Origin of the sequence: Pseudomonas cremoricolorata, assembly GCF_000759535.1 — a bacterium.
In the GTDB taxonomy this organism is placed as follows: Bacteria; Pseudomonadota; Gammaproteobacteria; order Pseudomonadales; family Pseudomonadaceae; genus Aquipseudomonas; species Aquipseudomonas cremoricolorata_A.
Genome location: NZ_CP009455.1, coordinates 2,067,506 through 2,091,239 on the forward strand (window position 1 = coordinate 2,067,506; position 23,734 = coordinate 2,091,239).

The following is a 23,734-nucleotide window of genomic DNA, read 5'->3' on the forward strand; positions in this document are numbered from 1 at the left end:
CGCTGCATCTGGCCCCGCAACGCGCTTTTCAGTGCCCCCATTGCGCGCCACCCGGGCGCAACGCTCTGGCATAGCAGAATAGAAACAGGTTACGCACCAGTTCCTTGAGCACGATCGGTTCGCTGGAATTCAGCCCGTCGAGGTCGAGGTCGCCCTGATCGCGCAGTTCGTCGATGGCGTCTTCGCCAAGCACCGCGCAGACTTCGCCGGTCTCGCGATGGAGGATGCGCAGGTAAGGTTGAGGGCGGTCGAGCCAGGCGTCGATGAGGTAGGTCATGGGGTTTCTCCTTGGAAAGCGTTTCCAATGAGAATAATTCTTATTATCAGAATAGCAAGCGCCTATTGGCGGATTTCATGATTCTGTGCGTGATCCCTTTGCAGGATCTGCCAGGGCCACCTTCAGGCAGCCCCGTGCACAGCGCGATCAGACCTTGCGCACGAATTCCGACTTCAGCTTCATGGCGCCGATGCCGTCGATCTTGCAATCGATGTCGTGATCGCCGTCGCACAGGCGAATGTTCTTCACCTTGGTGCCGACCTTGACCACCAGCGACGAGCCTTTGACCTTGAGGTCTTTAATGACGGTCACGGTGTCGCCGTCCTGCAACACGTTGCCGACCGAATCCTTCTTCACCACTTCATCGCTGGCCGCCTCGGCGTCGCCGCTGGCCGACCACTCGTGGGCGCATTCAGGGCAGATCAGCTGGGTGCCGTCTTCGTAGGTGTATTCGGAATTGCATTTGGGGCAGGGGGGCAGCGTGCTCACTTCGGTTCCTTAAGCAGGGGGCGGAAAGGCCCACATTGTATAAGGTATTGGTGGCGAAGTGTTTATGTCCGGACAAATGCAGCGCGGGTGAACCTCCCGTTGCGAGTTATGCAGCAGGGGGTTCACCCGCGAGGATGGAGCGCTGGGGAATCAGTGCGTACGTGCGACGGCGAACTCGCTCAGTTCAATCAGGGCCGTGCGGTACTCGCTGGCCGGCAGCACTTCCAGGCATTCGATGGCGCGCTTGACGTAGTCGCGTGCCAGCTCGGCGGTGTACTTCAATGCGCCGGATTGCTCGACCGCCAGGCGAATCTGCTCGAGGTCTTCCAGGCCGCCTTTCTGGATGGCCTGGCGTACCAGCGCGGCCTGCTCGGGCGTGCCTTCGCGCATGGTGTAGATCAGCGGCAGGGTCGGTTTGCCTTCGGCCAGATCGTCGCCGACGTTCTTGCCCAGGGTTTGCGAGTCGCCTTTATAGTCGAGCAGGTCGTCGACCAGCTGGAAGGCCACACCCAGGTGGTCACCGAAGGTGCGCAGTGCTTCGCACTGGCTTTGATCGGCACCGGCCAGGGCGGCGGCGCTGTGGGTCGAGGCTTCGAAGAGCATGGCGGTCTTGCCACGGATGACCTCCATGTACACCTCTTCGCTGGTGCTGGCGTCGCGTACCCGCGACAGTTGCAGCACTTCCCCTTCGGCGATGACTCGCGTCGCGCGCGACAGAATCTGCATGACCGGCATCGAGCCCAGCTCGACCATCATTTCGAACGAGCGCGAATAAAGGAAGTCGCCCACCAGCACGCTCGGCGCATTGCCCCACAGGGCGTTGGCGGTGGAGCGGCCACGGCGCATGCCGGACATGTCGACGACATCGTCATGCAGCAAGGTGGCGGTGTGGAGGAACTCGATGGTCGCGGCGAGCAGGCGCAGGTCGTCGCTTTCGCGGCCCAGGGCCTTGCCGCAGAGCAGCACCAGCAGGGGGCGCAAGCGCTTGCCGCCGGCCGAGGTGATGTAGTCGCCGATCTTCGATACCAGCGGCACGCGCGAGGTCAGCTGCTTCTTGATGATCTCGTCGACGGCACTGAAGTCTTCAGCCACCGCGCGGTAGAAGGATTGGGGTTGCATCGGCTGCTCCATTGAGGTTGCGCGGCATGCTAGGTCGCGGGTACGGGTGTGTCAAGGCGCGTGGCGGCGGGCGCGGGGGCGGTACTTGCAAGGGGCAGGGCGGTTGCGTACAATCGCGCACCCTACTTTCCTGGGCAGCACCTGCCTTACGCAATTGCACCGGGCCTTTCCAGCCTCGTGCAGCCATGCCAGCCAATACTCTTCTTATAAAGCGCTGGGTGAGCAGGATTATCGGAGAAATACCCATGTCTTACGCAGTAATCGTTACCGGCGGCAAGCAGTACAAAGTCGCTGAAGGTGAATACCTCAAGGTCGAGAAACTGGAAGTCGCCACTGGCGAATCCGTAACCTTCGACCGCGTTCTGCTGGTTGCCAACGGTGACGCCGTCACCATCGGTGCTCCAGTCGTCGCCGGCGCTACCGTCGTTGCCGAAGTCGTGTCGCAAGGCCGTCACGATAAAGTGCGCATCATCAAGTTCCGTCGTCGTAAGCACCACATGAAGCGTATGGGCCACCGCCAGTGGTTCACCGAGATCAAAATCACCGGTATCCAGGCTTAATCGCCTCGGTCCCCTGAATTTATTTGGAGAATTGAACCATGGCTCACAAGAAGGCTGGTGGTAGTACTCGTAACGGTCGCGACTCAGAATCGAAACGCCTTGGCGTGAAGATGTATGGCGGCCAGGTTATCAAGCCAGGCAACATCATCGTCCGCCAGCGCGGCACCGAATTCCACCCGGGCTACGGCGTGGGCATCGGCAAGGATCACACCCTGTTCGCCAAGATCGAAGGCGTGATCAAGTTCGAGAAGAAAGGCGAGTTCAACCGCCGTTACGTGAGCATCGTCGCCGCTTAATCGCGACGTCGCTCCAGAAGCCCCGTCATGCGACGGGGCTTTTTCGTTTGTAGTGAGCCTCTTGCAAAGCTGTTTGTATGGGCTGCCGGCGTGGGTTTCTACTGCTGTACGGGGCCGCCGCGCCATCTTCGCAAGAGCCTCAAGGTTATTCAGTATTCAACTCGTCGAGAGGCGAGAGGCGGTTTTTATGAAGTTTGTTGACGAAGTATCCATTCGGGTCAAGGCCGGTGACGGCGGCAACGGTTGCATGAGCTTCCGTCGCGAGAAATTCATCGAGAACGGCGGCCCCAACGGCGGCGACGGCGGTGACGGTGGTTCGGTGTACATGGTCGCCGACGAAAACCTCAACACCCTGGTCGACTACCGTTACACCCGCCACCACGAGGCCCAACGCGGCGCCAACGGCGGCAGCACCGACTGCACCGGCAAGAAAGGCGAAGACCTGTTCCTGCGCGTGCCGGTTGGCACCACGGTGATCGATGCCACCACCCAGGAAGTCATCGGTGACCTGATCAAGCCCGGTCAGAAACTGATGGTCGCCCAGGGCGGCTGGCATGGCCTGGGCAACACCCGCTTCAAGTCCAGCACCAACCGTGCGCCGCGCCAGACCACGCCTGGCAAGCCCGGCGATCAGCGCGACCTGAAGATGGAAATGAAAGTGCTGGCCGACGTCGGCCTGCTCGGCCTGCCCAACGCCGGCAAGAGCACCTTCATCCGCTCGGTCTCGGCTGCCAAGCCGAAAGTTGCCGATTACCCGTTCACCACCCTGGTACCGAACCTGGGTGTGGTCAGCGTCGACCGCTGGAAGAGCTTCGTCATCGCCGACATCCCCGGCCTGATCGAAGGCGCTTCCGAGGGTGCCGGTCTGGGTATTCGCTTCCTCAAGCACCTGGCGCGTACCCGCGTGCTGCTGCACCTGGTGGACATGGCGCCGCTGGACGAAAGCAGCCCGGCCGATGCCGCCGAAGTGATCGTCAACGAGCTGACCCGCTTCAGCCCATCGCTGGCCGAGCGTGAGCGCTGGCTGGTGCTGAACAAGGCCGACATGGTCATGGACGACGAGCGCGATGAACGCGTCAAGGAAGTGGTCGAGCGCCTGCAGTGGGAAGGCCCGGTCTATGTGATTTCGGCGATCTCCAAGCAGGGCACCGAGAAGCTCAGCCACGACCTGATGCGCTACCTCGAAGACCGCGCTGATCGCCTGGCCAACGACCCGGCGTTCGCCGCCGAACTCGCCGAGCTCGACCAGCGCATCGAAGACGAGGCGCGCGCCCAGTTGCAAGCCCTGGACGACGCTCGCACCTTGCGCCGCACCGGCGTCAAGAGCGTGCACGACATCGGCGACGACGATGACTGGGACGACTTCGAAGACGACGAAGACGGCCCGGAAATCATTTACGTGCGCGACTGATTGGTTGCAGCAAGTTGCAGTACACTGGACGCCGCTCAATCGAGCGGCGTTTTAGTATCCACATATCAACGCTATCTACAGATTCGACATAGGTTGGAAAGAAGATGCGAAGCAAGGTGACAGGTGCGCGGCGCTGGGTCGTGAAGATCGGCAGTGCCCTGCTGACAGCCGACGGCAAAGGGCTGGACCGCGGTGCCATGGCGGTCTGGGTCGAGCAGATGGTGGCGTTGCGTGAAGCGGGCGTGGAGCTGGTACTGGTCTCGTCCGGGGCGGTCGCTGCCGGCATGAGCCAACTGGGCTGGAGCACCCGACCGAGCGCGATGAACGAACTGCAGGCCGCCGCCGCCCTGGGCCAGATGCGCCTGGTGCAGGCCTGGGAGTCGAGCTTCGGTGAGCACGGCAAGCACACCGCGCAGATTCTGCTGACCCACGATGACTTGTCCGACCGCAAGCGCTACCTCAACGCACGCAGCACCTTGCGCACTTTGGTCGACCTCGGCGTGGTGCCGGTGATCAACGAAAACGACACAGTGGTCACCGACGAGATTCGCTTTGGCGACAACGACACCCTGGCCGCACTGGTGGCCAACCTGGTGGAAGCCGACCTGCTGGTGATTCTTACCGATCGCGACGGCATGTTCGATGCCGACCCACGCAACAACCCCGAAGCCTCGCTGATCTACGAAGCCCGTGCCGATGATCCGAGCCTGGATGCCGTCGCCGGCGGCACTGGCGGCGCCCTGGGCCGTGGCGGCATGCAGACCAAGCTGCGCGCCGCACGCCTGGCAGCCCGCTCCGGCGCCCACACCATCATCATCGGCGGGCGCATCGAGCGCGTGCTCGATCGGCTCAAGGCCGGTGAGCGCCTCGGCACCTTGCTCTCGCCCGAGCGCGGCATGCTCGCGGCGCGCAAGCAATGGCTGGCCGGGCATTTGCAGACCCGCGGCACGCTGGTGCTCGACGCCGGCGCCGTGCAGGCGCTCAAGGCGGCGCACAAGAGCCTGCTGCCGGTGGGCGTGAAGACCGTGCAGGGCAGTTTCCGCCGCGGCGAGATGGTCATCTGCGTCGACCTCGATGGCCGTGAAGTGGCCCGGGGGCTTGCCAACTACAGTGCGCTGGAAGCGCAGAAAATCATCGGCCAGCCGTCCGACGCCATCGAGGCCATCCTCGGTTACAGCGCCGAGCCCGAGCTGGTCCATCGCGACAACCTGGTTCTGGTCTGAGGAATTTGCCGTGCTGAAACGGATGCTCGCTGTTGTTGCCCTGGCTACACCGCTGCTGGCCGGCGCCGAGGAAATCGGCAATGTGTCGACGGTGTTCAAGTTCGTCGGCCCGAATGACCGTATCGTCGTCGAGGCCTTCGACGATCCCAAGGTCGAAGGCGTGACCTGCTACCTGTCGCGGGCCAAGACCGGCGGCTTGAAAGGTGGCCTGGGCCTGGCCGAAGACCGCGCCGAAGCCTCGATCGCCTGCCGCCAGGTCGGTGCGATCAATTTCAAGGGCGACCTCAAGGACGGCGAAAGCGTGTTCAAGGAACGCACCTCGCTGGTGTTCAAGACCATGCAGGTGGTGCGCTTCTTCGACAAGAAACGCAACACCCTGGTCTACCTGGTTTACAGCGACCGCGTCATCGAAGGCAGCCCACAGAACGCTGTGACGGCGATTCCGATTCTGCCTTGGGTGCAGTGATGTCCGTCATTGTGGGGCAGCTCAACTCTGAGCTGCCCCACAAGCAGTGACCGATCACGCCGCGCCAGCCTCTCCCTCTTCCAGCCGGCTGATGAACTTCCAGTCCGACTCATCGATATAGATCCCGTTCGGCCCGCTGCCGCCTTCCAGGTCGATGGCCACGTGGGCCGAAACCTGTGGCTTGACGCTCGCCAGAATCGGCACGAAGCCCAGTTGCTGGCTGGTTTCCAGCAAGGCGGTCTGGTTGCGTTCGTCGATGTCGGCGGCTTCGTCGAGGTAGTAGGGCAGGCGAATGCGTCCGGCCAGGTCGCGGTCCATCAGGTGCAGCAACAGGTACATGTTGGTCAGCGCTTTGATGGTCATGGTGGTGCCGTTGGACGCAGCGCCGTCGATGTCGGCGTGGATCACCGGCTGGCCGTTGATCTTGGTGATCTCGAAGGCCAGTTCGAACAGCTCTTTCAAGCCCAACTGGTTGTGGTTGGCCGCCACCAGCCGTGCCAGGTATTCCTTGGCCTCTTCGTTCTTCTGGTCCTGCTCGACGCTGTGGGTCAGGTCGAACACCGACAGCGTTTCCCCTTCTTCGTACTTGCCGGCGCTGTGGATGATCTGGTCGATGTGCCGCAGCGCTTCCTTGTTCGGCGCCAGCACCACGCGGAAGCTTTCCAGGTTCGACACCTGACGCTTGTTGATTTCGCGGTTGAACAGCGCCAACTGGTGTTCGAGGCTGTCGTAGTCGCTGCGGATGTTGCGCAGGGTGCGGGCGATGTCGGTGACCGCGGCGCGGCGCGCCTTGGCCAGGGTCAGGGCCTCTTCGCTGCGGTGCGAATAGGCGTTGATCAGCAGGTGCAGGCGGCGCTCGATGTCGTCTTCGTTATCGAACTTGGCCACGCCCTTGAGGCGCACCTGGGCGTACAGCGCCTCGATCTGGTTATCGACCCGCTGCAAGGCCTGCCAGCTGTCCTGGTAGTCATTGAGCAGCGGCAGCAGGTTGTCCATCGAGTCATCGACCACTTCCATGAACGGCGTGCCGGCCGGCAGGTCACTGGGCAGCAGTTGGCGGCGGCGCAGGGCGTCGTCGAGGGTGCGTTGCTTGGACTCGATATCGGACAACTGCCGGCCGACCAGTTGCAGCTTGGCCGACAACTGCTGGACACGTTCGGTGAAGGCATCGCTGGAGCGCTTGAGCTCATCCTGGGCCGCTTCCAGTTGCGCCAGCTGTTCGAGCTTCTCGGCTTCTTCAACGCTCAGGGTCTGGCTGCGGCGATAGTCTTCCAGCGCCTTCTGCGCGTCGAGCACCTGTTGGTACAGCGCCTCGGTCTGGGCCTTGCTGGCGTTGCGGTCGACAGCCACCGACTGCTGGGCCTTGAGCTGCTTGAGTTCTTTGTCGAGGCGATCCTTCTGCTCGCGCAGCGCGGCGCGATCGGCCAGCGCCTGCAACGCCGGTGGGTCGATGTGCGAGAGGTCGATGGCCAGGCCCGGCACTTCGAAGCGCTCGCCGTTGAAGCCGTCAAGCAGGGCTTCGAGGGATTTGACCCACAGCCCGTCGTCGTCCAGGGCGATGCCGCGCTCGCCCAGCGGCAGGCTGAACAGCGCGCCGTTGAACAGGCGCATCAGGCGCTCGACGTCGGCTTGGGAGAACTCCTCGCGCAGCTTGGCGTAGCTGTTGTTGTCGGCGTGGTCGAGCTGCTGACGGACGCTTTTGAGGCGCTGTTCGAGGTCGCGCAGGCGCTCGTCGAGGTCTTCGGCGCTGAACTGACGCGATTGCGCCAGGGCGCCGGCCAGTTCGTCATGGGCGTCCTTGGCCGCCAGCAGTTGCTGCTCGAGCACTTTCACGTCGTCGATCAGGGCGAAGCGATTCTTCAGCACCGCCAGTTCGCCAAGCCAGCGCTGGCAACCGGTGATTTCCCGCTCCAGGCGCATCAGCTCCTGAGTGCCGCTGCGCTGGGTGGTCTGCAGGTTGTCCTGTTCGCTGCGGTAGTGCTCGGCCTGGATCACCAGTTCTTCCTTGCGCGCCATGGCGTATTCCTGCCAGGTGCCGAGCAGGTTATCGAGCAGGGGCGAGATGCGGTGCAGCTTGCCGCGCAGCACATCGCGCTGGGCCACGCCGCCGGCCAGGGCCTCGATCAGCGGGCCGGCGGTGACCAGCGCGTTGTAGTCCTGCTCCATGCGCCGCACGTCGCGGAAGGCTTCCTCGCAGGCAGCGATGTAGTCGACGCTGCCCGAGCGCAGGCTGTGCTCGAACGCATCGAGGAACAGCTGCTTGAGCTTGGCCGCGGTGATTTCGCGCATGTGCAGCAAGTTGATGAACAGCGCGCGGAAGGTCTTGAGGCTGTGCTCGCTGGTCGAGCGCAGCGGGATCAGGGTCAGGTCGAGCGGCACCGAGGTGTGGCCGCCGACCAGCAGTCGGCGCAGTTCGTCGGGTTTGAGTTCATAGGCCTTGAGGCCGTGGCGCTCGAGGTTGGCGAACAGCTCTTTCTGCCGCAGGCAGGTGTCGTCCTGCTGATAGTGGGCCAGGTCCAGCTCGCCTTTGTAGGCGAAGAACTGATGGCCGAAGCCACCGCCCGGGCCACGCCCGACCACCCCCACCACATGGCTGCCGTGGGGCAGCTTGAGTTCGCAGAGGATGTAGCTGGTGTCGCTGGCGAAGTAGAAGCGCCGCGACTGCTCCAGGCTGTACTTGCCGAAGCTCATGTCCGACATGCGCGCCAGGATCGGGAACTGCAGTGCGTTGATCGACGCCGACTTGCCCAGGTTGTTGGCACCGTACACCGACAGCGGGTGTTCGAGGGGGAACAGGCCGAGGCTGTAGCCGGCCGTGTTGAGCAGCGCGAAACGGCGGATGCCGTAGCGTTCCTGGCTCATGCGTCGATCTCCTGTTGCTCGTCACGAATGGCGCGGGCCAAGGCGGCTGCTTCGTCTTCTTCTTCATCCACCGAGGCGGCGTCGTCATCCGGCGCTTCTTCTGCCAGCACCGGAGTCGGTAAGGGCAGTGCGCTGTGCAGCGTGGCGGCCAGGTCGCGATCCTGCTGCACCGACAGGCACACATCGAGGAAGCGGTGCATGGGCGGCAGGAAGCGGTACACGCCACCTTCCTCGTGGGCGAAGCCCAGTTGCGTCATGCGCCGCAGGATCTTTTCTTCCAGCTCTTCGACGCTCTGCACTTCGGCTTGCAGGAACAGGTCACGGTACTTGTCGAGCAGCGAAGGCAGCTCGTCGCGGCCCAGACTGCCGCCGTCGAGCACCGCCATCGGGTCGCGGCCCTGGTCAGCCAGGTGCTCGACCAGGATGAAGGTGAACAGCGACAGGCGCTGGGCGGTCTTGTTGACCTGGGCTGCGGCCTGTTCGGGGACGAAGTAGTAGAAGCCGCGGGTATCGCACACCAGCTCGAAGCCCAGGGCCTTGAACAATGTGCGGTACTGGTCCTGGAAGTTCGACAGTTGCGCGTACAGCTCGGGGTCGCGGCGGCTGACGTGGAAGCCTTTGAACAGCTCGCGGAAGATCGGCGCCAGCTGGGACAGTTCGGAGAGATCAAGATGCATGGGCGGAACTCGCGGTGGATTCGGGCGTGGCGTCGCGGCTGGAGGTCAGGGCGAAGGAGTGCAGGCTGACGCTGTGCTCGCAGGTGAGGTAGTCGCGTCGGGCCAGGCGCTGTCGGGCGAAGCGTTTGTCCCGTGACAGGCGCGAGAACCAGTACAGCAGCTCATCGGTGGCGCCATTGGGCTCCTGCTCGAGCAGCCAGAGCATCAGGTCAGGCATGGGCAGGGCGTCTTCGCAGCGCTGGAGCATTTCCTTGACCGTGCGCGGCGCCTGGGTTGCCGGGTCTTTGTCGGTCTTGTGCGCCTTGGGGAAGCGTGCAGGCTTGGGCTCGAAACGGGCCAGAGCATACACGTAGGCCTCGACCTGGCTGGCGCTGCCGAGGAAGGTGCTTTGCGGGCGGGTGAACAGCGGCATGGCGGCGTGGGGCAGGGCGTCGAGGCCCTTGCGGCGGATCACCGACAGCGCCAGCGCCGCGCCACGGGTCACGGCGTTGTGTCGACGCGCCTCCTCGCGCAGCGGCAGCAGCAGCTCGCGGGCATGGCGCAGGGTCAGCTGGGCGCTGGTCTGCATTTCCAGAATGCGCGCGTGGGTGCGCAGCAGCATGTCGTCGTCGACCAGATGCCCCAACCGCGCCTGTTCGCCCAGCAGGTGCAGCAGCACGCTCTCGACCTTGCGCACGCCCTGCTCGAAGGCGCCATCGGCGTTGACCAGCTGGATCATCGGCTCGACGTACTCGTCCCAGGTCGCCAGCACTTCGGCGTAGCGCTGGCGCAGGGGAATCTGCCGGTTGCTGGTCTTGGCGCGCTCGGCCACCGCCACCAGCGCCTGCTCGTCGTTGTCGAGTTTCTTCAGCACATCGCGCACGCGCATGTCGAGCAGGCGCAGCTGGCGCGCCAGGTCGTCGCTGTCGCGGGTGTCGAAGGCGTCCTGAATGTGTCCGGCCAGGCGTTCGAGGTGGCGCAGGTAGGCTTCGATCTCAAGACACAGGCCCAGCCGGTGCTCGCGACGCAGGTAGGCGAGGAAGTCGTGAATCTGCGCGTTCAGCTCGAAACGGTTGGGGCTCTTGGCCACCGGTACCAGGATGTCCAGGCGAATCCACAGGTCGAGCAGTTGCGTGATGTCCTGCGGGGTGCTGTCGAGCTGATGGCGGGCCAGGTGCTGGCGCAACTCGATCAGGCTCAGGGTGCCTTGGTCGAAACGCTCGCAGAGCGGTTCGATCAGCGCCCAGTGCTCGGCGAGGGCGCGCAGTACACGCTTGGGTTCGATCATTGGCGGGTCGACTCGTTGCCACACAAAGGGGGGCGATTGTACTGCATAGCACCGGGAGGATTTCACCCCCTGATCACTCGCTGGTGTGGCGGCATTGGCAGGGCGGCTTTTCCGCCGGTCTGTTGCGGTAAATCAGCGGCAACAGCGGTAGAATGCCCGCCTGTTTTTCCCGGACGATTCGCCGTGCTCACCGAACCCCGCCGCCGCGCCTACCTTTCCGCCATGCAAGTGGTGCACTGGCTGCCGCGTGCCGAGCTGCCGTTCGCGGCGCCCTCGCGTGCCGAGCTGCTGTTGCCGCAGACGCCGCCCGAAGCGCCGTTGCCGGTAGTCGAGGATGCTGCCGCGATCGCTCCAGCAGCGCGGCCCGAGGCGCCGACGGTGCGTCCTGCGCCGCGGGCGAAAATCGACATTCCGCGTCCGGCCAGCCTGGCCAAACCGGCGCCAGCAGTGCTCGACAGCCCGGAAAAACCCAGCGAGCCGCGTGCTCAGCGCGTCGCGCCACCGCGCTTCGCCCTGCAACTGCTGCGCGCCGGCAACTGCCTGCTGCTGGTCGAACTGGCCACCGGGCAGCCGTTCCAGAGCCGCGACCCGTCCTACCTGCTGCTCAAGGACATGCTGCGCGCCGCCGGTCTGCCCGACGCGCCGCAGATCGTCGGTGAGCCGGTGCGCTGGCCGATGTTCACCCGCGGCAACATGGATCAGGGCCCGGACGCTGCGCGGGAGTTTCTCCAGGCCTTCGTCCAGGCCCGCCTGGAAGACTCGCCCAGTGTCTGCCTGTGGCTGGTTGGCCTGCCGGCGATACGCTTCGCCGGCCAGGGCGATGAGCACAGCTATTACCAACTGCTCCAGGTCGACAGCCTGGGCGCCGCCTGGGCGCTGCCGGGACTTGAACTGTTGATGGACGAGCCGCAGCGCAAGGCTGACGTCTGGAAAGCCATGCGCCAGCTGATGGCGCGCTGGAAGCCTGCGCAATGACCGACACCCTCAGTTTCCGCCCCATGACCGAGGCGGACCTCGATGCCGTACTGAAAATCGAATATGCCGCCTTCAGCCATCCCTGGACCCGCGGCATCTTCCTCGATGCGCTCAAGTCCTACGAGGTGTGGCTGATGTTCGACGGCCAGCAGCAGGTCGGCCATGGGGTGATCAACGTCATCATCGATGAAGCGCACCTGCTCAACATCACCGTCAAGCCCGAGAACCAGGGTCGCGGCCTGGGCCTGCGCCTGCTCGAACACCTCATGGCCCGGGCCTGGCAGCTCAACGGCCGCGAGTGCTTCCTCGAGGTGCGCGCCAGCAATCAGTCGGCCTATCGTCTGTACGAGCGCTTTGGCTTCAACGAGATTGGCCGGCGCCGCGACTACTACCCCATGGCCGGTGGCCGGGAAGACGCCCTGGTGATGGCCTGTACGTTGTTCGAGTAGCGCCGCTTGTTCAGCTAGCAGGCAGGCCTGTGCGGCCTGTCACACGGATGGACAAAACTTCTCCACGTTTCGTCGGACTAATCCCGGTAACACCTCCCTGTCTGCAAGGAATGTCACCGACATGAACGTCTCTTTCCGTCCGCAATGGCTGCTCGCTGCCGTCATCCCTTTCATGCTCACCGCCTGCGGTGACAGCGAGCCGGACCAGCGCGCCGCCTTCAAGCAGTTCCTGCAAACGCGCATCCTCGACAAGCCAGGCGTGCATGTGCCCAAACCTTCGGCCGAAGAAACCAAGGCGTTCGGCGACTACGCTTCGCACTATTCGGTGATCACCGACTTCAACGGCAAGATGGACGCCAGCGTCAAACCCTTGGGCGAGCTGACCAAGAAGATTTCCGTGCGCTCGCTGAACGATGTCATCGAGCACCGCGACGACTTCAAGGCGGCGCAAACCGGTCTGTCGGAGATGGGCCAGAACCTCAAGCAGTACAAGGAAGAGGCCGACGCCGCCAAGGCCCAGCTCAAGCAGCCTGAAGACCTCAAGCCGGTGTATGACCAGGCCTACGAGCGCACCGTGAGCAAGCCGGCCGACACCTTCCTGGCTTTGCTGCCGCAGATCGACACGGCCATGGCCGGTATCGAGGACGTCGGCAACTACGTCGAGGCGCACAAAGCGCAGATCGAGATCAAGGGCACGCAGATTTCCGTGCAGGATCCGAAAGTGCTCGAAGAGCTCAACACCCGCCTGAAAAGCCTGAACGAACAGGGCCAGGCCGTGCAGCAGGCGCAGTCGCGCATGCAAGCGGTCATGCTCGGGCGCTGATCAGCTGCCTCAGTGCGGCGCTGGGAAGCCTGGCGCCGCATCCTGAACCTCAGAACACCCCCCTCAAGGTCAGCGTGTAGTTGCGCGGATCGCCGTAGAAGTTGCCGTACTCGGCCTGGCCGACGGTGGCGTAGTACTTCTTGTCCAGCAGGTTGTTGGCATTGAGCGCTAGGCTCCAGTGTTTATCCAGCTGATACTCGGCAAAGCCGCTCCAGATGGCGTAACCGGCCTGGGAGAAGGCGTAGCTGTCGGACGTTTCCTCGAACTCACCGTCGCTGCTGCGCACGTAAAGGCTGCCGCTGACGTAGGACGGTGATTGCGCCGTTACCCCACCGCCGACTTTCAGCGCCGACCATGCACCCGGCATCTGATAGGCGCCGAACAGTTTGAGCAGATGCTTGGGCGTCAGCGAGTTGGTCGCCGATCCGGCCACGTTGTTGCGCACATGGTTGTAGGTGTAGCCCAGGCTGGCCTGGAAGCGCTCGAACAGCTCGCCGCTGATTTCAAGGTCCAGGCCCTTGCTGGTCACCAGGCCATCGTCGTTGTAGCAACAGTTGTCGACACCGTTGCGGAACTCGCGCACACCCTGGCCTTCGCGCTTGACGTAGTACAGCGCGGCGTAGGTGTTCACCCGCCCGTCCAGCAACTCACCCTTGATGCCCAGTTCATGGCTGGTGCCGGTGATCGGTTTGAGCGGCCCACCCGAGGCCTTGCGCAGATCGGCCTGGGATTTGTAGATGTCGGCGACGCTGGCGTACAGGCTCCACTGCGGCGTGAGGTCGTAGGTGGCACCGAAGAAAGGGGTGAACACCCGTCGGTCGCTGTAGGGGTTGGTGGTGCTGCGCCCGCTGACGTAGTCGGTGTCGTAGGTGTAGCTGTAGTTGCTGTAGCGGCCACCGACAATCACGTGCAGCGGGTCGAACAGGCGCACGCGCAACGAGCCGTACAGGCCGTTCTGCTTCATGCGCTGGTATTCCTTGTAGGTCGGCACGGTGCTGCCGGGCTTGCGGTAGTCGTCGGGGTCGAAGGCGAAGATGTCGTCGATCTGACGAAATTCCTCGCCTTCCCAGTGATCGTTGTCGAACACCACGTCGGTCCAGTTCCAGCCCACCAGGGTGGTGGTTTCCAGACCCAACACGGTGCTGTCGCCCTTGAGGTTGAAGTCCACTGATTTGCTCGACAGGTCCTGCGCCTGGCCCTGCCAGTTGGCCCCGGAACCCGAGCCGTCGGCCGGATCGATGACGCCGTAGAAGTTGTAGTAGCCACGCCCCTGGTCGGCCTGGGCGTAAAGGGTGTCGAGGGTGGCGGTCCAGGTGTCGGACAGGCGCTGGTCGACGCGCAGGAAGAACGACTCGCCTTTGGTCTTGATGAAGTCATCGGCACCAGCCAGGAAATGGCTGCGCGGCAGGCCCAGGGAAGTACCGTCCAGCGCCCGCGGCCAGCCGTAGGCCTGGTCGGAGGTGCGGTTGTGGTCGTAGGTCATGCCGGCCAGCACGGTGGTGTCGTCGCTCAGGTCGGCTTCCAGCACGCCGTAGAAGAACGAGCGCTGGGCGTCGGCCTTGTCGTAAAACATGTCGCGGTCGTTGTAGACCAGCACCGAGCGGCCCTTGAGCTTGCCGTCGAAGGCCAGCGGGCCGCTGACGTCGAGCATCGAGCGGTAGTTGTTCCAACTGCCGACCGAGTTTTCCAACTCGACCCGCGGCGCGGCGGTGGGCCGTTTGCGTACCAGGTTGATGCTGCCGCCCGGCTCGCCGTTACCGGAGAACAGCCCATCGGAGCCGCGCAGCACTTCGACATGGTCGTACATGGCCATGTCATGGTCCTTGCGCGCATAGGCCGCGCTGCCCAGCGGCGAGCCGCCGTCGATGCGGTAGCTGGTGATCTCGAAGCCGCGCGCGAGGTAGCGCGAACTGGTCAGCGAGCCCTGGTACACCGACACGCCGCTGGTCTGGTTGAGCACGTCGTGGATCGAGGTCAGGTGCTGATCCTCGATGCGCTGGCGGGTCATGACGCTGACTGTCTGCGGAGTTTCCTTGAGCGTTTGCCCGGTCTTGGCGATCGACACTTGTCCGGTGGTGTACGAACCGGTGTCTTCGGTGGTGGCGCCGAGCATCTGGCTGTCGATGGTGATGGCGCCCAGTTGCATGGCCGCGCCCTGTTCGGGCAGCGCTTGCAGGTAGGCGCGCTGACCGCTGGCGAGGCTGAAGGTCAGGCCGGAGCCGGCCAGCAACTGCTGCAAGGCGGCCTCGGCGCTGTAGCGGCCCTGCACCGCGCTGCTGCGCTTGCCACGGGTCAGTTCGCCGTCGGCGAACAGCTGCACGCCGCTGGTCGCCGACCATTGCAGGATGGCCGCATCCAGTGGCTGGGCGGCGATGGCATAGCTGTGCTCGGCGCTTTGCACAGTGGCGGCGGCCACGCTGCTGGCAAGTGGCAGCAGGGCCAGCGGGCAGCCCAGGACAGTGCTCAGCAGCAGCGGCGTCAGGCAGGTGGACAGGCCGTGGCAAGGAAGGGTTCGGCGGGCAGGGGTGCGCATGGGCGGGTTATCCGTAAGGGTCAGTCGTGCTCGCGAGTGTTTCTCGTTTGCGATCAGGACTTATGACGGACGACTCGCCGAAGACAACGATGCCACTTCGCTATCTTTTTTCCGCAGGCGTTTTTGCGGGGCGTATGAGGGTCAGCCACGGACCTACTTCAGTCACCTGCACCGGCAGCACCACTTGCAGACTGCGCAGGGCAGCGTCGGCCTCGGAGGTGCGCACCGAGGCGGTCACCGGCAGGTGCTTGAGACCCTCGTCGAACAGCATCAGGTGGGCGCGGCTGTAGGGCTGCAAGCGTGCGATGACGTCCTGCAACGGCTGATTGCGAAAGCTCAGGCGCTGCTCGCGCCAGCTCAGTTGCTCGACATCGAAGGCAATGGGCGAGCCAATGCCGTCGGCGCCATAGCGCACTGCCTGGCCGCTGGCAAGGTCGAGCTGTTGCTGGCCTTGGTTGATGCGCACCACATGCTCGGTGACGCTGACCTGCGCGCCATCGTCCAGCACCCGCACATCGAAAGCGGTGCCCAGGGCGTGGGTGGTGCCCCCTGCGCTTTCGACGATGAACGGCCGCTGCGGGTTGCCAGCGACCTGGAACCAGGCTTCACCGCGGTACAGGCGGATGCGCCGTTCGCCTTCGCTGTAGCGCACATCCAGGGCGGTGTGCGGCGCCAGTTGCACGGTCGAGCCGTCGTCCAGGGTCCAACTGCGTACCTGGGCCACGTCGGTGCGGTAGTCGGCGTGGCGCGCCGGGTCGAGATTCCATAGCAGCAGGCCGAGCAGTACCAGTGCAGCGCTGGCAAAGCCGGCCAAGCGTGCGCGCCGACGTGGCGCCAGCGGCCGTCGCGCGGCGCTGCGCTCGGCGGCGGGGCCAGCGGCCTGCCAGACCTGCTGCGCCCGTTGCCAGGCCTGCGCGTGCAGCTCGTCGGCGGCCAGCCACCGTTCGAACGCCCGGCGCTGCGCGACCGTTACGCCCGGATCAGCGAGGCGCACGCACCACTCCAGCGCCTGGTCGAGCGGGGTGGCAGTCTGCGGATCGGTCATAGGCAAGCGGCCAAGTCAGGCTGGGGACGGGGCGGGGAGTGTAATCGGCCTTTCACCGCATTGCTCGCTCGAGCCGTTGCATGGCCTTGACCATCTGCGACACCACGGTGCTCTTGGAGATGTTCAGGCGCTCGGCGATCTGCTGATGGTCGAGACCCTCGACGCGGCACAGGATGAACACTTCCCGGCAGCGCGGTGGCAGTTCGTCGAGCACCTGCACCAGGCGTTCGAGTTCACGGCGTTGTTCGAGGGAGTGCGCCGGATCGATCCGCGCATCGGCGATCTGCTCGACGGCCAGTGGATCGAGCTGCAACTCGATGCCCAGCGACTGCCGGCGGTAGAGGTCCATGCCCAGGTTGCGGGCGATGCGGAAGATGTACGCGCGGGGATTGCCGATGTGCGCGCCAAGGGTACGGCTGGCGACCCGCAGCCAGGTTTCCTGGGTCAGGTCTTCGGCCACGCCGACGTTGCCGAACTGGCGAGCCAGGTACGCCTGCAAGGCTTCACGGTTTTCCAGAAACGCCGCCAGCAGGTGCTCGCGATCTTGCGACATTGCCCACATCCTGACGGCGGCCAAAGGTGCGGCATGCTAGCGTGAATGGTACTTATTCTCAATGCTGAGTTCAGGCTTTGCCCATGACCCGGTCCTAGCGCCGGCTGGGCTTTTCTGGACGCAAAAGAAAAGGGCCTACCTTGCGGTAAGCCCTTTTCGGAGTTTGGTGGCTACACAGGGACTTGAACCCCGGACCCCAGCATTATGAATGCTATGCTCTAACCAACTGAGCTATGTAGCCAACTGGCGCGCATTATTCTCTTCACTCGCCCCTCTGTCAACACTCCCTGCAAAAAAAATCCACACGCTTTCAGAAACTTAGCCCGCCACTGCGCTCAGCGCAGCAGCCAGCCGTGGCCGAACAGGTCATGCAGCGCTACCTGCTGCTCGGCGGCCAGGCGTTGCAGGGTCTGCTCAGCGTGGTCCAGATCGAAGTGACCGCTGATTCGCCGATGCGCGGTTTGCTCGTCGAGCAGCCATACGCGCTGGCCCTGGGGGCTGGTCAGGCGTTGCAGCAGTTCGCCAAGGGGCATGTCCTGGGCGATCAGTTCGCCCTTGCGCCAGGCTTGCGCGGCCTGGATGTCTGCCTTCTGCACGGTGGCGATGCCGTGCGCGCCGAAGCTCACCCGTTCGCCGGCCGACACCAGGCGCTGGTCGCCGCCTTGAGTGACCATCGCCTTGCCATCGAGTACCACCAGCTCGCCGCCGTCAGCGCGGCGGCCGATCAGCAAGCGGGTGCCGAACACCTGAATGCGCGCATCGTCCACCTGCACTTCCATGGCGCGCCCGTCCAGGCGCACTTCCAGGTACATCTGGCCTTGCAGCAGGTGCAGTTGACGGACGCGGCCGCGCAGGTCGAGGTTCAGCGCACTGGCGCCATTCAGTTGCACGCTTGAACCTTCGTTGAGCTTGACTATGCGCCGCTCGCCGGGTGCGCTGTGCAGGTCGCTGGTCTGGCGCTGGGCCCATGGCCAGTAGAGGTAGGCCAGCGCAGCGAGCAGCAGCAGGAACAGCACGCCCAGGTACGCCCCGGCCTTGCTGCGGCGCAATTGCACAGGGTTGGGGCGGGGACGCTCGGGCGGCACCGCGCTGCGCAGCCAGCGAGCCTGCACTGCGGCATAGGCCTCGGCGTTGCGCGGCTCGGCATACCACTGGGCAAACGCCTCGCGCAGACGCCGGTCGCAGTTGGGTTGCTGCAAACGGATGAACCATTGGGTGGCGTGCTGATGGACATCGCCATCGGCATCGACTTCAGGCTGCAGGGCGGGCATCGGCTGCATCGTTCGAGCGCTCGTGAACCATGTGGAAGAGGGTGGGTAGGTGTGCCAAGGATGCTAATTAGAGTGAGAACCATTTACAAGTGTGCAGTAGATGGGTGGTAAAAAAGGTAGCTAAGTAACTAGTTGTTTCCGGATAATCGCCGTTCATTTCGCGGACGGATGATTCAGGCTATGGCCACCAGCAGTACGCAGACCTCCACTGCCAGCAGCACGCCGCTGGTGATGCGCATCATCGGCTTCTGCGCGCTGGCGCACCTGATCAACGACCTGATCCAGTCGGTGCTGCCGGCCATCTACCCGATGCTCAAGGCCAACTACGACCTGAGCTTCACCCAGATCGGCCTGATCACCCTGACCTTCCAGGTTACCGCCTCGCTGCTGCAGCCCTGGGTGGGTTTCTTCACCGACCGCCGGCCCAACCCCAATCTGTTGCCCATGGGCACGCTGTGCACCTTGGTCGGCATCGTCATGCTGGCCTTCGTCGGCAGCTTCCCGATGATTCTGCTGGCCTCGGCGCTGGTCGGCATCGGCTCGTCGACCTTCCACCCGGAAACCTCGCGCATCGCCCGCCTGGCCTCGGGCGGGCGCTTTGGTCTGGCGCAGTCGAGCTTCCAGGTCGGTGGCAATGCCGGCTCGGCGCTCGGCCCGTTGCTGGCGGCGGCGATCATCATTCCCTTCGGCCAGACCCACGTGGCCTGGTTCGGCCTGGCGGCGCTGTTCTTCTTCGGCGTGACGCTGATTTTGCGCAGTTGGTACAGCCAGCACCTGAACCAGTTCAAGGCGCGCAAGGCGGTGCAGGCCGGCCATGGCATTTCCCGCGGGCGGGTCATCGCCGCCCTGGTGATTCTCGGCCTGCTGGTGTTCTCCAAGTACTTCTACATGGCCAGCTTCACCAGCTACTTCACCTTCTACCTGATCGAGAAGTTCGGCGTGTCGGTGGCCAGCTCGCAGTTGCACCTGTTCCTGTTCCTCGGTGCGGTGGCCGCCGGCACCTTCTTCGGCGGGCCGATCGGCGACCGTATCGGGCGCAAGGCGGTGATCTGGTTCTCGATCCTCGGCGTGGCGCCGTTCACCCTGGCGCTGCCCTACGCCGACCTGTTCTGGACCACCGTGCTCAGCGTCATCATCGGCTTCATCCTCGCCTCGGCGTTCTCGGCCATCGTCGTCTACGCCCAGGAGCTGGTGCCCAACAGCGTGGGCATGATCGCCGGGATCTTCTTCGGCCTGATGTTCGGTTTCGGCGGCATCGGCGCCGCACTGCTCGGCTACGTCGCCGACCTGCGCGGCATCGAATACGTCTACGGGCTGTGCTCGTTCCTGCCGTTATTCGGGTTGTTGACGGTGTTGTTGCCCTCGACCAGCAAGCGCTGAGTGGCTCGACTTTCGCTCAATTGACGAGGACAGGGTGGCTGGCCTAGAGTCCGCCTCCTGTCTTCTCACGTAACCCGCCGTCATGCAGCGCCTGCCGATCATCGCCGCTTCTCGTCAGCCTGAGCCCGAGGCCCTGCGCCCTACCTGGCCCAGCGACACGGTGCTCAAGCGCCGGCGCAGCGTGCTGTTCGCCTTCACCTTCTCGCCACACCCCACCCGCCACTGATCTGCGCCGTTCGGCCTTGCGCGGTCGGCGCCTGCATTCGTCCTTTACCTGCGTGAAGAATGCCTGCCAGTCCTTGCCTGGCGGGTGTGGAGTAGTCATGAACATGCGTCTGTTGGTGGGTCTGTTGTTCGCGGTGTCGGTGGTCGGTTTCAGTCTGGGCGCGACGTTGCCGCTGGTGGCCTTGCGGCTGCATGCCGAGGGGGCGAGCACCCTGGAGATCGGCGTGGTCTCGGCGATTCCGGCGGCGGGGATGATGCTGTCGGCGTTTCTGGTCGACGCCTGCTGCCGACACCTGACCCGGCGCAGCATCTATCTGCTGAGCTTCAGCCTGTGCACGGTGAGCATCGCCTTGCTGCCCTGGGGTTTCGCCGCGCTGTGGCAATTGGCCCTGCTGCGTCTGGCCTTGGGCCTGGGCATGGGGGTGGCGATCATTCTGGGCGAATCGTGGGTCAATGAGCTGTGTCGGGAAGACAACCGCGGCAAGGTCATGGCGTTGTACGCCACCTGTTTCACCGGCTTTCAGGTGCTCGGCCCGGCGCTGTTGTCGCTGCTGGGGGCGCAGAGCCCATGGCTGATCGGCCTGGTCACGGCCTGTTATGGGCTGGCACTGCTGTGCATCGTGTTGACGGTGCCCAACGACCGCGCGGTGCATCACGGCGACGAGGCGACCTTCGGCCTGGCCGGGTTCTTCCATGTGGCGCCGGCGCTGTGCATGGGCGTGCTGTTCTTCTCGTTCTTCGATGCCGTGGTGCTGTCGTTGCTGCCGGTGTATGCCAGCAGCCACGGCTTTGCCGTGGCGGTCGCCGCGTTGATGGTGACGGTGGTGTTCGCCGGCGACATGCTGTTCCAGCTGCCGCTGGGTTGGCTGGCCGACCGGGTCGAGCGCACCGGCCTGCACCTGGCCTGCGGCGTGCTGGCGATGCTGATCGGCATCAGCCTGCCATGGCTGCTGCAGGTCAGTTGGCTGCTGTGGCCGCTGCTGGTGTTGCTGGGCGCCGTGGCCGGCGGCATCTACACCCTGGCGCTGGTGCTGATCGGCCAGCAGTTCAGCGGCCGCGACCTGGTCACCGCCAACGCCAGCGTGGGCCTGTTGTGGGGCGTCGGCAGCCTGGTCGGGCCACTGCTCAGTGGCGCGGCCATGGAGGTTGCGCCCCATGGCCTGCCCGTGGCGCTGGCGTTGATGGCCGGGCTGTTCGTCTGCTTCGCCTGGGCGGCGTACCGGCGCAACGCCGAGCGAGCGCCGCTGCCCGAGCAGGGCTGACGGCGCGTGTCAGAATGTGCCGCGCAGGGTCAGCGAGACGTTGCGCGGATCACCCCAGTAGTAGCCGGTGGCGGTCGGTGCGACCTGGCGGTAGTACTTGCGATCGAAGATGTTGTTGGCGTTGAGCTGCACCGAATAATGGTCGTCGAAGCGGTAGCTGAGCAGGGCGTTGTACACCGCATAACCCGATTGCGACGCCTCGGCCGCGCCTGCGCGGTTGTAGATGCTGCTCTGCGCCTGCACGCCGCCGCCAACCGTCCAGGCCTGCAATTCGCCCGGCAGGCGGTAGCTGGTGAACAGCCGCAGCATGCGCTTGGGGTCGGTGGTGCGGATGGCATTGCCGGTGTTGCTGGTGGTGTCCTTCAAGTACTGGGTGGTGTTGTAGGTGAAGCCACCACCGACGTTCCAGTCCGGCAGCACCTCACCGGACACCTCCAGCTCGAAGCCCTGGCTGCGGTTCTTGCCGGCAGCGATCTTGCAATAGCCGTTGGTGTAGTTGGGCAGGCACGGGTTCGGCCCACTGATGTCGTCCAGCGCGTTGCCGACCTGATAGATGCGGAAGAACGCCAGCGAGGTGTTCAGCCGGCCCTCGTAGAACTCGCCCTTGATGCCCGTTTCATAGGCTTCGCCGGTGACCGGTGCGAGCACCGCGCCGCTGCTGTCGGTGGCAGTTTGCGGGTTGAAGATTTCCGTATAGCTGGCGTAGGTGCTGAAGTTGTCGTTGAGGTCGTAAATCAGCGCGGCATAGGGCACTACCTCGTTGTCGACACTGAATTTGCCATTGCTGCGGGTGTTGTTTTCCTGCTCGTAGTCGTACCAGTTGGTGCGCGCGCCGATGATCGCGGTCAGCGGGTCGGCCAGGGAAATACGCCAGGTGGCATGGGCGCCTTGCTGAGTGGTGCGGGTACGCACCGGATGCGCGGTGATGTCGATCTTCGGGTTGCCGAGGCTGGTCTTCGGGTCCCAGTCACGGATGTCGAACAGCCCCGACTGCACGTTGGCGGTCGCCGAGGCGTAGGAGTCGTTGCGGATGCGCTCGACCCCGAGCATCAGCTCATGGCTGCGACCGAGCAGCTCGAACGGGCCGTTGAGGGTGGCGCTGAGGTTGTTCTGCAGGCTCTCGCCGCCATCGCCCTCGACCACTTGGTAGCTCATCAGATAGGGGTTGTTGGTGGGGTTGTCCTCGCTGCGCGCACGGCTCATGTAAGTCTGCTTGAAACCATCGTCGGCCAGCTCGAAATGGGTGCGCTGGGCCATCAGCTTGAGCGACCAGTCGTTGTCGAAGCGGTGCTCCAACTCGGCGAAGGTTTGCAGGTTGCTGCGGTTCCAGCGGTTCCAGTCGGCGCCCAGGTAGGTGCTGCGGCCAAACGGCAGCGGCGAGCCATCGAAGTCGGCCGGCAGGTTGCCCCAGGCACCGGTGGCGTCGAGCTTGGTCCACTCAAGGCCGGTGGTGAGGGTGGTGGCCTCGCTCAGGTCGAAGGCCAGCACGCCGTACAGCACTTCTTTGCGTTCCTTGCGCGATTCCTGGAAGTGTTCCTTGTCGTCGTGCACGGCGATCATCCGCCCACGCACGTTGCCGGTTTCGGTCAGCGGCCCGGAAATGTCCGCCACATAGCGCTGTGAATCCCACGAGCCGAGGGTCACGCTGCCCTGGCCGTGGAATTCGGCCGTCGGCCGCTTGCGCACCAGGTTGACGGTGCCGGACGGGTTGCCGGCGCCGCGCAGCATGCCGGTGGCGCCGCGCAACACTTCGGCGCGGTCGATCAGCGCTGCGTCGCTCTGCACGAACGAGCCGCCGCCACTGCCTTGGGCCACGGTGGCGCCGTCGTACTGGATGGCATCGATGGCGTAGCCGCGCGAGTAGTACTGCACCCGCTCGCTGTCGACCAGGTTGACCACCACCCCTGGGGTCTGTTCGAGCAGCGAGGTGAGGTTGGTGATGTTCTGGTCGGCCAGACGCTGACTGGTGACCACGGTCACCGATTGCGGGGTGCGGCGCAGGCTCTGCGGCATCTTGCCGATGGTCACCGCGCCGGTGGTGTACGAGCCGCTGTTTTCGGTGGTGATGCCCAGGTGATTACTGGAAATGCTGGTGGCGCCCAGTTCCATGGCCCCGCCCAGATCCAGCGTCGGCATCAGCATGAAGCTGTTGTCGCCCTGCTGCTGGGCCTGCATGTCGCTGCCTTGCAGCAGAATCGACAGCGCCTGAGCGCTGCTGTAGCGGCCCTGAACGCCCTGAGTGCTTTTGCCTTGCAGGCTGGCGGCGTCGAACGAGAGGTTCAGCCCGCCTTGCCGCGCCAGTTGATCCAACGCCGGGGCCAGTGGGCCGCTGGTGATACGCCAGTCGCGTTGTTGCGTCTGGCTGGCTTCGGCGGCCTGGGCCAGGCTGGACACGCCACAGGCGCCGGCCAGGCTGAGGCCGAACAGCGCCGTACGCACGGCACTGCGCAGGCGATCGGAAGGGGCAAGGTGAACCATGAAACGCTCCTGAAGGTTAAGACCACTTTTCGGGCTTTGTTCCTTCAGGCCGCACGAGAATGAGATTCCACCTCATTTATTTTCACGTTTTTT

General features: G+C 64.4%; 22 protein-coding genes and 1 tRNA gene. 11 read left to right on the forward strand and 12 right to left on the reverse strand.

Going from position 1 to position 23,734, the window contains the following annotated elements; genetic code table 11:
• Positions 1–28: 28 nt before the first annotated feature.
• The 3 genes from LK03_RS08980 to LK03_RS08990 all read right to left on the reverse strand — a co-directional run bounded on the left by LK03_RS08980 (position 29) and on the right by LK03_RS08990 (position 1,885).
• Positions 29–277, reverse strand: a complete 249-nt coding sequence (locus LK03_RS08980) for a PA4570 family protein (protein WP_038412006.1) — start codon at positions 275–277, stop codon at positions 29–31.
• A gap of 147 nt (positions 278–424) precedes the next feature.
• A complete protein-coding gene (locus LK03_RS08985) occupies positions 425–766 on the reverse strand; it encodes a zinc ribbon domain-containing protein YjdM (RefSeq protein ID WP_028631723.1) in 342 nt (113 codons plus the stop codon).
• Between the two features lie 150 nt (positions 767–916).
• Entirely contained in the window at positions 917–1,885 is a 969-nt protein-coding gene (locus LK03_RS08990; RefSeq protein ID WP_038412007.1) for a polyprenyl synthetase family protein, read from the reverse strand.
• Positions 1,886–2,130: 245 nt separating this feature from the next.
• On the opposite strand from LK03_RS08990, the gene rplU reads away from it, so the two are divergent.
• The 5 genes from rplU (at position 2,131) to LK03_RS09015 (ending at position 5,841) form a co-directional block, all read left to right on the forward strand.
• Entirely contained in the window at positions 2,131–2,445 is a 315-nt protein-coding gene (rplU, locus tag LK03_RS08995) for a 50S ribosomal protein L21 (protein WP_028696211.1), read from the forward strand.
• 38 nt (positions 2,446–2,483) lie between these two features.
• On the forward strand, positions 2,484–2,741 hold the full coding sequence (gene rpmA, locus LK03_RS09000; RefSeq protein WP_023533198.1) for a 50S ribosomal protein L27: 258 nt from the start codon (positions 2,484–2,486) through the stop codon (positions 2,739–2,741).
• 187 nt (positions 2,742–2,928) lie between these two features.
• Positions 2,929–4,152, forward strand: coding sequence for an Obg family GTPase CgtA (gene cgtA / locus LK03_RS09005; protein ID WP_038412008.1), 1,224 nt, complete (start codon positions 2,929–2,931; stop codon positions 4,150–4,152).
• A 104-nt stretch (positions 4,153–4,256) separates the two neighbouring features.
• Positions 4,257–5,375, forward strand: coding sequence for a glutamate 5-kinase (gene proB / locus LK03_RS09010; RefSeq protein ID WP_038412009.1), 1,119 nt, complete (start codon positions 4,257–4,259; stop codon positions 5,373–5,375).
• 22 nt (positions 5,376–5,397) lie between these two features.
• The gene (locus LK03_RS09015) at positions 5,398–5,841 is read left to right on the forward strand and encodes a CreA family protein (protein ID WP_038414661.1); all 444 of its coding nucleotides are present in this window, start codon (positions 5,398–5,400) and stop codon (positions 5,839–5,841) included.
• Positions 5,842–5,895: 54 nt separating this feature from the next.
• Here the strand turns inward: LK03_RS09015 and mksF are convergent, their stop codons facing one another.
• The 3 genes from mksF to mksB are packed head-to-tail and all read right to left on the reverse strand — an operon-like array spanning position 5,896 to position 10,647.
• Entirely contained in the window at positions 5,896–8,703 is a 2,808-nt protein-coding gene (gene mksF, locus LK03_RS09020) for an Mks condensin complex protein MksF (protein ID WP_038412010.1), read from the reverse strand.
• The gene (gene mksE, locus LK03_RS09025) at positions 8,700–9,380 is read right to left on the reverse strand and encodes an Mks condensin complex protein MksE (protein WP_038412011.1); all 681 of its coding nucleotides are present in this window, start codon (positions 9,378–9,380) and stop codon (positions 8,700–8,702) included. The genes mksF and mksE overlap by 4 nt, the downstream gene beginning before the upstream one ends.
• Complete coding sequence (gene mksB, locus LK03_RS09030; RefSeq protein ID WP_038412012.1) at positions 9,370–10,647, reverse strand: Mks condensin complex protein MksB; 1,278 nt, start codon at positions 10,645–10,647, stop codon at positions 9,370–9,372. Before mksB ends, mksE begins: the two co-directional genes overlap by 11 nt.
• Positions 10,648–10,830: 183 nt before the next feature.
• On the opposite strand from mksB, the gene LK03_RS09035 reads away from it, so the two are divergent.
• The 3 genes from LK03_RS09035 (at position 10,831) to LK03_RS09045 (ending at position 12,894) form a co-directional block, all read left to right on the forward strand.
• Positions 10,831–11,622: a hypothetical protein gene (locus LK03_RS09035; protein ID WP_038412013.1), complete on the forward strand. Its 792-nt coding sequence runs from the start codon at positions 10,831–10,833 to the stop codon at positions 11,620–11,622.
• On the forward strand, positions 11,619–12,071 hold the full coding sequence (gene rimI, locus LK03_RS09040) for a ribosomal protein S18-alanine N-acetyltransferase (protein WP_038412015.1): 453 nt from the start codon (positions 11,619–11,621) through the stop codon (positions 12,069–12,071). Before LK03_RS09035 ends, rimI begins: the two co-directional genes overlap by 4 nt.
• Before the next feature lie 121 nt (positions 12,072–12,192).
• Positions 12,193–12,894, forward strand: coding sequence for a DUF3053 domain-containing protein (locus tag LK03_RS09045; protein ID WP_038412016.1), 702 nt, complete (start codon positions 12,193–12,195; stop codon positions 12,892–12,894).
• 49 nt (positions 12,895–12,943) lie between these two features.
• On the opposite strand, the gene LK03_RS09050 is transcribed toward LK03_RS09045, so the two are convergent.
• From LK03_RS09050 to LK03_RS09070, 5 genes are all read right to left on the reverse strand, one after another.
• On the reverse strand, positions 12,944–15,427 hold the full coding sequence (locus tag LK03_RS09050) for a TonB-dependent siderophore receptor (protein WP_049870456.1): 2,484 nt from the start codon (positions 15,425–15,427) through the stop codon (positions 12,944–12,946).
• 100 nt (positions 15,428–15,527) lie between these two features.
• Positions 15,528–16,472, reverse strand: coding sequence for a FecR family protein (locus tag LK03_RS09055; protein ID WP_038412017.1), 945 nt, complete (start codon positions 16,470–16,472; stop codon positions 15,528–15,530).
• Between the two features lie 52 nt (positions 16,473–16,524).
• Positions 16,525–17,025, reverse strand: a complete 501-nt coding sequence (locus LK03_RS09060; RefSeq protein ID WP_049870457.1) for an RNA polymerase sigma factor — start codon at positions 17,023–17,025, stop codon at positions 16,525–16,527.
• Positions 17,026–17,189: 164 nt separating this feature from the next.
• A tRNA-Met gene (locus tag LK03_RS09065) sits at positions 17,190–17,266 on the reverse strand.
• Between the two features lie 94 nt (positions 17,267–17,360).
• Complete coding sequence (locus LK03_RS09070) at positions 17,361–18,305, reverse strand: FecR family protein (RefSeq protein WP_038412019.1); 945 nt, start codon at positions 18,303–18,305, stop codon at positions 17,361–17,363.
• A 171-nt stretch (positions 18,306–18,476) separates the two neighbouring features.
• On the opposite strand from LK03_RS09070, the gene LK03_RS09075 reads away from it, so the two are divergent.
• From LK03_RS09075 to LK03_RS09080, 3 genes are all read left to right on the forward strand, one after another.
• Positions 18,477–19,676 carry an MFS transporter gene (locus LK03_RS09075; protein ID WP_038412020.1) on the forward strand — a complete coding sequence of 400 codons (1,200 nt, stop codon included), beginning with the start codon at positions 18,477–18,479 and terminating at the stop codon, positions 19,674–19,676.
• An 82-nt stretch (positions 19,677–19,758) separates the two neighbouring features.
• The gene (locus tag LK03_RS22300; RefSeq protein ID WP_167334491.1) at positions 19,759–19,902 is read left to right on the forward strand and encodes a hypothetical protein; all 144 of its coding nucleotides are present in this window, start codon (positions 19,759–19,761) and stop codon (positions 19,900–19,902) included.
• A 97-nt stretch (positions 19,903–19,999) separates the two neighbouring features.
• On the forward strand, positions 20,000–21,163 hold the full coding sequence (locus LK03_RS09080; RefSeq protein ID WP_038412022.1) for an MFS transporter: 1,164 nt from the start codon (positions 20,000–20,002) through the stop codon (positions 21,161–21,163).
• Positions 21,164–21,172: 9 nt separating this feature from the next.
• Here LK03_RS09080 and LK03_RS09085 read toward each other — a convergent pair whose 3' ends face one another.
• Positions 21,173–23,641 carry a TonB-dependent siderophore receptor gene (locus LK03_RS09085; protein WP_038412023.1) on the reverse strand — a complete coding sequence of 823 codons (2,469 nt, stop codon included), beginning with the start codon at positions 23,639–23,641 and terminating at the stop codon, positions 21,173–21,175.
• Positions 23,642–23,734 lie beyond the last annotated feature (93 nt).

What these genes read in the sequence shown, in the direction of transcription:
- LK03_RS08980 (WP_038412006.1), bottom strand. Translation starts at nt 277, where the DNA reads ATGACCTACCTCATCGACGCCTGGCTCGACCGCCCTCAACCTTACCTG.
- LK03_RS08990 (WP_038412007.1), bottom strand. Translation starts at nt 1,885, where the DNA reads ATGCAACCCCAATCCTTCTACCGCGCGGTGGCTGAAGACTTCAGTGCC.
- rplU (WP_028696211.1), top strand. Translation starts at nt 2,131, where the DNA reads ATGTCTTACGCAGTAATCGTTACCGGCGGCAAGCAGTACAAAGTCGCT.
- rpmA (WP_023533198.1), top strand. Translation starts at nt 2,484, where the DNA reads ATGGCTCACAAGAAGGCTGGTGGTAGTACTCGTAACGGTCGCGACTCA.
- cgtA (WP_038412008.1), top strand. Translation starts at nt 2,929, where the DNA reads ATGAAGTTTGTTGACGAAGTATCCATTCGGGTCAAGGCCGGTGACGGC.
- proB (WP_038412009.1), top strand. Translation starts at nt 4,257, where the DNA reads ATGCGAAGCAAGGTGACAGGTGCGCGGCGCTGGGTCGTGAAGATCGGC.
- LK03_RS09015 (WP_038414661.1), top strand. Translation starts at nt 5,398, where the DNA reads ATGCTCGCTGTTGTTGCCCTGGCTACACCGCTGCTGGCCGGCGCCGAG.
- mksF (WP_038412010.1), bottom strand. Translation starts at nt 8,703, where the DNA reads ATGAGCCAGGAACGCTACGGCATCCGCCGTTTCGCGCTGCTCAACACG.
- mksE (WP_038412011.1), bottom strand. Translation starts at nt 9,380, where the DNA reads ATGCATCTTGATCTCTCCGAACTGTCCCAGCTGGCGCCGATCTTCCGC.
- mksB (WP_038412012.1), bottom strand. Translation starts at nt 10,647, where the DNA reads ATGATCGAACCCAAGCGTGTACTGCGCGCCCTCGCCGAGCACTGGGCG.
- rimI (WP_038412015.1), top strand. Translation starts at nt 11,619, where the DNA reads ATGACCGACACCCTCAGTTTCCGCCCCATGACCGAGGCGGACCTCGAT.
- LK03_RS09045 (WP_038412016.1), top strand. Translation starts at nt 12,193, where the DNA reads ATGAACGTCTCTTTCCGTCCGCAATGGCTGCTCGCTGCCGTCATCCCT.
- LK03_RS09050 (WP_049870456.1), bottom strand. Translation starts at nt 15,427, where the DNA reads ATGCGCACCCCTGCCCGCCGAACCCTTCCTTGCCACGGCCTGTCCACC.
- LK03_RS09055 (WP_038412017.1), bottom strand. Translation starts at nt 16,472, where the DNA reads ATGACCGATCCGCAGACTGCCACCCCGCTCGACCAGGCGCTGGAGTGG.
- LK03_RS09060 (WP_049870457.1), bottom strand. Translation starts at nt 17,025, where the DNA reads ATGTCGCAAGATCGCGAGCACCTGCTGGCGGCGTTTCTGGAAAACCGT.
- LK03_RS09070 (WP_038412019.1), bottom strand. Translation starts at nt 18,305, where the DNA reads ATGCAGCCGATGCCCGCCCTGCAGCCTGAAGTCGATGCCGATGGCGAT.
- LK03_RS09075 (WP_038412020.1), top strand. Translation starts at nt 18,477, where the DNA reads ATGGCCACCAGCAGTACGCAGACCTCCACTGCCAGCAGCACGCCGCTG.
- LK03_RS22300 (WP_167334491.1), top strand. Translation starts at nt 19,759, where the DNA reads ATGCAGCGCCTGCCGATCATCGCCGCTTCTCGTCAGCCTGAGCCCGAG.
- LK03_RS09080 (WP_038412022.1), top strand. Translation starts at nt 20,000, where the DNA reads ATGAACATGCGTCTGTTGGTGGGTCTGTTGTTCGCGGTGTCGGTGGTC.
- LK03_RS09085 (WP_038412023.1), bottom strand. Translation starts at nt 23,641, where the DNA reads ATGGTTCACCTTGCCCCTTCCGATCGCCTGCGCAGTGCCGTGCGTACG.